This window comes from Streptomyces sp. NPDC059679 (assembly GCF_042734105.1).
Classification (GTDB): Bacteria; Actinomycetota; Actinomycetes; order Streptomycetales; family Streptomycetaceae; genus Streptomyces.
Window position 1 is genome coordinate 23,139 of the sequence record NZ_JBHWES010000104.1, and the last position, 6,650, is coordinate 29,788.

The following is a 6,650-nucleotide window of genomic DNA, read 5'->3' on the forward strand; positions in this document are numbered from 1 at the left end:
GCACACCATGAAATCACTCCGCGACAGTCGCGATGGGACCCAGGCCGCAGGTGATCCGCCCCGTGGCCGGCACCCCCGGCCATCGCCCCGCCACGCCCCGCCGGCAGCCGCGCCCGAACGCCGTATCCCGGGTCGCCGGCCCGGCGCCTCGCGGCTCGAGCGTTGGCTGGGCAACAACCCGCTCGGGCTCGTCCTGACCGCGCCGTACACCGCCTACGTCCTAGTCGTGTTCATCATCCCGTTCGGGGTCGGCATATGGATGGCCTTCCACGACTATTTCTTCACCGCGCCCGGCGTTTCCGTGCCGCACCCGTTCGTCGGGTTCGACAACTTCACCGAGGTCCTCGGCGAGGAGAAGACCCAGCGCGCCTTCGCCAACCTCGGGTTGTTCATGGCGATCAATATTCCGCTGACCGTGGTGCTGGCGCTCGCGCTGGCGTCGGCACTGAATGCCGCGACTCACTGGCGCGGATTCTTCCGGGTGGCGTACTACGTGCCGTACGTGACGGCCTCGGTCGCCACGCTGGCAGTCTGGCTGTTTCTGTTCAACGGCTCCGGTGCCGTCAACAACGTCCTCGGCCCCTGGGCCCCGGACCCGTCCTGGCTGGCGAACAAGCACCTGGTGATGCCGCTCATCGCCGTCTACGTCACCTGGAAGCAGCTCGGGTTCTACATCCTGCTCTACCTCGCCGCGCTACAGAACGTGCCCAAGGAGCTGCACGAGGCGGCACTGACCGACGGAGCCGGGCGCTGGCAGGCGTTCCGGGCCGTCACCCTGCCGGCCGTCCGGCCCGTCACCTCGCTCGTCATCCTGTTGTCGATCATCACTGCCGGACAGATCTTCACCGAGCCGTTCCTGCTCACCGGCGGCGGCCCGAGCGGAGCCTCACTCACCCCCGCGCTGCTGGTCTACCAGCGGGGCATCGAGGAGGGCGAGCCGGATGCCGCGGCAGCCATCGGACTGATTCTCGTCACCGGCGTGCTCATCATCGCGACCGTCGCCCGGCGCGTCATGGAGAGGGACTGATATGGCCCGCATCCCGCGCATCGCCCGCATCCTGCGCTACGCCACGCTCGGCCTCGGCGCCATCGCCGCGCTGCTGCCGTTCTACTACATGCTCATCGGGGCGCTGCAGAAGAAGCGCGACACCGGCCTCGGCGGCCTGCTGCCGAAGCCGGGCAACCTGACCCTGGACAACCTCGCAGGTATCGACGACTCGTTCAGCCTGCTGGGCGCCCTGGCCAACTCACTGATCATGACGGTCGGGGTGGTGGCCTGCACGCTGGTCTTCGGCCTGCTGGCCGGCTACGCCCTGGCGATCCTGCGCTTCCGCGGCCGCGGCCTGGTGTTCGCGCTCGTCCTGCTGGTCCAGGCGATCCCGTTCCAGCTGCTGATGATCCCGCTGTACGTGATGGTGGTACGTTACTTCGGCCTCGCCGACAGCTACGCCGGAATGATCCTGCCGTTCGCCATCAACTCCGTCGCCGTGCTCATCTTCCGCCAGTACTTCCTCCAGATCCCGCGCGAGATCTTCGACGCGGCGCGCATGGACGGAGCGAGTGAGCTGCGCATCCTGCGCTCCGTGGCGATGCCACTGGTGCGCCCGGCGATTCTCACCGCCATGCTGGTGACCTTCATCGGCCCGTGGAACGAGTTCCTCTGGCCGTTCCTGGTGACCAAGGACCAGGGGATGCAGCCCCTCGCGGTCAGCCTGGCGAACTTCTCGCAGGCCAATTCCACCTTCCAGGCCAATCCCATGGGCGCTGTGCTCGCCGGTGCCTGCGTGTTGGCGGTGCCGGCCGTCGTCCTCTTTCTGCTCTTCCAGCGCCACTTCACCTCCGCCAACCTCGGATCCGCGATCAAAGGCTAGGTATGACCCGGCTCAACACCGAAAGCGCGCTCCCGTATGCACTGAACCGGGTCGGCGTGCTCATGAACGCCGACCCCACCGACCCCCTGGAGGCCGAGGGCGTCCTCAATCCGGCCACCGCCTGGGGACCCGACGGCGAGCTCTATCTCTTCCCCCGCATGGTCGCGGCAGGCAATGTCTCCCGGATCGGCCGCGCCCGTGTCGTGATCGAAGACGGCGTACCGGTCGGCGTCGAGCGCCAGGGCGTGGTGCTGTCCCCGGACGAAGGCTTCGAGCGCGGTGCACACAACGCCGGCGTGGAGGACCCCCGCATCACCTTCATCCCCGACCTGGGCGTGCACGTCATGACGTACGTCGCCTACGGTCCGCTCGGCCCGCGGCCCGCGTTGGCCGTCTCTACGGACACGATCAGCTGGCGCCGTCTGGGCCCACTGCATTTCACGTATCAGTCGCACCTGTCCACCGACTTGAACTTCTTCCCCAATAAAGACCTTGTCTTCTTCCCCGAGATCGTGCCCGGACCCGACGGCCGTGCGAGCTTCGCGATGTTGCACCGGCCGATGTGGGACCTGGACTGGCTGCGCCCGGGCGAGGGCGCCCCGGCCCCGGCCGGGGTGGCCGACGGCCGCCCGTCGATCTGGATCGCGTACGTGGACGCCGAGGCGGCCCGCCGCGATCTTTCCGCGCTGACCTCGCTGCGGCACTCCGCTCCGGTGGCCGCTCCGGAGATGCCGTTCGAGGCGGCGAAGATCGGTGCGGGTCCGCCGCCACTGCGGGTGCCCGAGGGCTGGCTGCTCATCCACCACGGTGTGACCGGTCCGGTCGCGCGGGGCTTTGAGCTCAGCCATGGCGCCGTCTACCGAGCCGGGGGCATGCTGCTGGACCCGGACGATCCGGCGCGGGTGCTGGCGCGCTCGCAGCAGCCGTGGCTGTCTCCGGAGACCCGCGAGGAGACGGTAGGAACGCTTGGCAACGTTGTCTTCCCGACGGCGGTCGAGCGCATCGCGGGGACTGTCTATGTGTTCTACGGGATGGCGGACAGCGCGATCGGCGTAGCCGCCCTGGAGCGGACCGCGGACTGACGTATACCGGCGGCCGAACTGTGGGCCTCGGTTCTGCCCAAGCCGGTTCGACCAGTCGGGCAGACCCCGGAGCGAACGGTGGGCCTGCCGATGGCCAAGGCGCGCGGACCCGGCACCGTGATCTGTGAAGAGCCACTCAACCTCGATCCACCGGGCAATAGTAGGTCCAGGGCAGGAACATGAAGACGAGGATGCTCTCTGAGCTGGGACGATGTGCATCCGCGAGATGCAATCTCCCCATGCCGTTTCGGCGGTGTGCGCCGTGTTCGATGACCGGAATCTGGTCGCGTATGCCGGGCTGGTCCCGGTGATGCGACTGGCCGAGCGGTGCGGACTTGCCCGTCTGGCCGTGGACGTGTGGCCGTGGACGAGGTGAAGCTGACCGGGGCGAAGAACAGCGCGGGTGCCGCGGCGGATGCCAAGGTCACCAGCATCGTGGCCGGCATGGTCGCGGGTGCGGACAGCATGAACGACCTGGACGTCCTGCGGCACGGAGCGATGCCGACTCTGTTCGGCGGGATCCGTGCCCTCTCCACCCTGGGTACGTTCCTACGTGCGTTCACCCACGGTCACGCGCTCCAGCTCCACGCCATGCACCGCAGATTCCGGGCCGCGCTGGCCGCACACACCTCGCTGCTGCCGCGCGCGGGGCAGGTGGCGTTGATCGACGTCGACTCCCCCCATAACCGGGTCTACGGCCGGGCCAAGCAGGACGCCCCGTACGGCCGGTTCAAGGGGGGACGCACCCTGCACCCGCTGCTCGCCACGATCTGCACCCCCACCTCCCGGTCGGCGAGCGCCGCCGCGCGGATACGCCGCCGTGCCGTCCTCGCCAGCAACGACAGCGTATGGCAACAGATCACCTACCCCACCGCCGTGCCCGATCCCGATACCGGGGAGCTCATCTCCGATGCGGAGGTCGCCGAGATGCCCGACTACACCGCCTTCGCCAGCCACACGAAGAGCGAGCAGGTCACCGACCACCTCACCACCCGCCCGCCAGGGCCCGACCGGAGCCGAAACGTGGAAGAGCTGGACAGACCAGCGGGCAACACCTGTCCAGCCACGGCTACCGCTCACACCCGGCTCACAAGCCGCTCAAAAGATCACTCTCAAGCCGCGTCGGTGGATCGAGGCTGAACCGGCTTGCGGCCGGCGGAGAGAAGCCGTCGGCCGCAAGCCGGTTTATGTCTGCGCTTCGCGTCACCTGAGGGGCTGCGTCACCGTCTTGCCGAGGTTCGGGCCGGCGCCCAGCGGGAAACTGGCACGACGGGTGCGGCCGGGGGCGGCAAGGGTGACGGAGACCGTCAGGCCGGGCTGGTCGGGGTTGGCGACGCTCACCACGGCGGAGCTGCCGTCCTCGTCGAGCATGATGATGGCGGGCTGATCGACCCGCAGCGTGCGGCCTGATCCCAGGTCGAGGGAGCCCGCGGCATGGAAGGTCGCCATCGTCAGCCGCAGCCGCGGGTGGCGGACCGCTTGGACCTGCTCGTCGTTGCGCAGGATCTTGACGACCGGCTTGGCCGCATAGGAGCGGATCTTTTCGGGTGTCGCGCCGGGAAGGAGGACGTAGGCGTATTTGGCTCCATCCGGGGTGGTGCCGTGGTCGAAGAAGAGGGTAAAGGCATTCCGCTTCACCGGATCACGGTCGAGCCAGCTCCCGGTCTGCTCCTTGTTCGAGACCTTCAACGGCCCACCCTCCGGGAAGACATAGCCGATCTCGTCGTTGTACGCCCATGAGGCGCCGGTGGCAGCTGAATCGGTCCCCGGGCGTACGGCCTTGCCGCCGACGGAGGCATTGGGCCGGGCCGCTCCCTGATTGACGGTCGTATGGACGGCGTGCTGCGAGGTAGAACTGATCCCGGCGCCGAGCGCGACCATCTCATCGTCGAAGTAGAAGTAGCTCTTGCGCCCCGTCGTCGAGAACCGGTCGAGGGTGAAGACGCTTGCCCCGTAACGCCCGTCGGAGACGCCGCCGGTGAAGCTGCCGCGGTTGGCGGGACTCGACTGCGTCGTCACCTTGGTGTAGGGCGCGGTGACACCCGGGTAGTGGAACCAGTCGAAGGCGGGTACGAGGTCGTCGTATTCCCGGTTCGTGACCTGGATCGAGGTGGCTCCCGCCGCATTCCAGTCGATCTCGTTGCCGACTTCGGGCCGGAAGGTGGAGCGGTACTCGCTGCCCTTCATACGAAGGGAATTGACCCTGGTGAAGATTCCATACGCGTCCCGCAGATGCGAGGAGAACTCCGAGCGCCAGAAATACTTATGCCCGGTGACGCCGTTCTCCCGGCTCTTCCCGCGGATATTGTCGGCAAGCCGCTGATACGCCGCCGAGTTTCTCTCATCGGCCCGCACCATCCGGTCGAGCGGCTCGAGGAAGTCGGCCGCGTAACTCGTAATGCCATCGATGGTATTGGAGGGACGGTACCCGAGATACATCATCCCGATCTCCCCGCGGATCAGCCAGCGGGTCCCGTCAAGGATGTAGAAGGCGATGGCGTCGATGTCCTCGGGCGAGAAGGCGAAGCTGGTGCCGCGCGCGACATCGGCCCAGGCCGCGACGATGGTGAACAGGGCCATGCCGTAGCCCTCGCTGTAGAGCTGCGCCCCATGCGCCCAGAAGGACGAGTCCACCTGCACGGCCTCGGTGACCTTACCGCTGCTGTCGACGGCGACCGTCTGCGACATGGTGGCGTAACCCTGCTCGATGTCGGCGGTCGCGCGCTTCGCGACGGCCTCATAGAGGTAGTTCTCGGTCCTCCAGGAGCCGTTCGCCCCGGCCGGGTCCAGGCGGCCGGTGTTGTGGGCGTAGGTCACCTCCCGCGCCTGGGTGCTGAGTTCGTCGCCGACAAAGATCGACACCCGGCCCATGGCCATCGACTTGCCGATCTCGACTTCCCACCAGTTCGTGCTGGTCGGTTTGACACTGTCCCAGTAGAGAAGCGCACGGTTCAGGGTTTCGATCAGCTGCGGTTTGCCGTAGCCCGCGGCATCCGGGTCACGGTAGGCGTGAGCCATCGCGATCATGCGGTACAGCGCGTGATAGGGCGACCAGACTCGACCGTTGGCGGAACTGGTGGTGTCACCGTAGTCCACATCGGGCCACGAGCCGTCGGCGCGCAGGGAGTCGACATAGGCCAGCGCCTCGGACGTACGGGCGAGGAAGATGCCATTGGCGATCCTCACCTGGTCGCCCTGGGCAAGAAACCGCTGCTGCAGGCGTTCGATGATGAGCTGAATGTCATCCGTGACCGCTCGACTCCCACTGGCCTCCGCAGCCCGCGCGAGAGCTGGCACCGACAGCGTCAGCCCGGCGACACCGGCGGTGATCCCGAGGCCCCCGAGTAGGACGCGACGTCGATCGGGCAGGGGTACGACTCCGTTTTCCGTCATGCGGACTCCTTTGGGCGCGCCCAGATCCTGACAACGCTGCCGTGGGGGCGTGCGTCGGTTGACGAGGTCTTCCGGGTGCTGATTCGGTCACGGCTTCGGCTTGGCCGATTTCTAAACCGGTTTGAAGGCGGCTGGTAAACAGTTACCGGCTACGGCCTGGGTACGTCAACAGTCGCGACGCTGGGTGGGCGAGGGCGGCTTCGGCCCCCTAGTACTCCAGCCGGACTTCTCCATTCCTGCTGGTCAGCGGCCTGGGGGTGGGGAGTGTAGCGGGGTGGGAGCGGGTGTGGGGTGGTCTTTGCGT

5 protein-coding genes are annotated in these 6,650 nt (G+C 67.5%); 4 read left to right on the forward strand and 1 reads right to left on the reverse strand.

What is annotated here, in order from left to right; genetic code table 11:
• Nucleotides 1-7 precede the first annotated feature (7 nt).
• The 4 genes from ACFV2X_RS51865 (at nt 8) to ACFV2X_RS51880 (ending at nt 4,093) form a co-directional block, all read left to right on the forward strand.
• Nucleotides 8-1,027, forward strand: coding sequence for a carbohydrate ABC transporter permease (locus ACFV2X_RS51865; protein WP_385630441.1), 1,020 nt, complete (start codon nt 8-10; stop codon nt 1,025-1,027).
• Nucleotide 1,028: 1 nt separating this feature from the next.
• Nucleotides 1,029-1,871 (forward strand): carbohydrate ABC transporter permease, encoded by an 843-nt coding sequence (locus ACFV2X_RS51870; protein WP_385630444.1) that lies wholly within the window; start codon nt 1,029-1,031, stop codon nt 1,869-1,871.
• A 2-nt stretch (nt 1,872-1,873) separates the two neighbouring features.
• On the forward strand, nt 1,874-2,953 hold the full coding sequence (locus tag ACFV2X_RS51875; RefSeq protein WP_089511648.1) for a glycosidase: 1,080 nt from the start codon (nt 1,874-1,876) through the stop codon (nt 2,951-2,953).
• A 363-nt stretch (nt 2,954-3,316) separates the two neighbouring features.
• On the forward strand, nt 3,317-4,093 hold the full coding sequence (locus tag ACFV2X_RS51880; protein WP_385630446.1) for a hypothetical protein: 777 nt from the start codon (nt 3,317-3,319) through the stop codon (nt 4,091-4,093).
• Nucleotides 4,094-4,156: 63 nt separating this feature from the next.
• On the opposite strand, the gene ACFV2X_RS51885 is transcribed toward ACFV2X_RS51880, so the two are convergent.
• Nucleotides 4,157-6,346, reverse strand: coding sequence for a polysaccharide lyase family 8 super-sandwich domain-containing protein (locus tag ACFV2X_RS51885; RefSeq protein WP_385630449.1), 2,190 nt, complete (start codon nt 6,344-6,346; stop codon nt 4,157-4,159).
• Between the last annotated feature and the right edge of the window lie 304 nt (nt 6,347-6,650).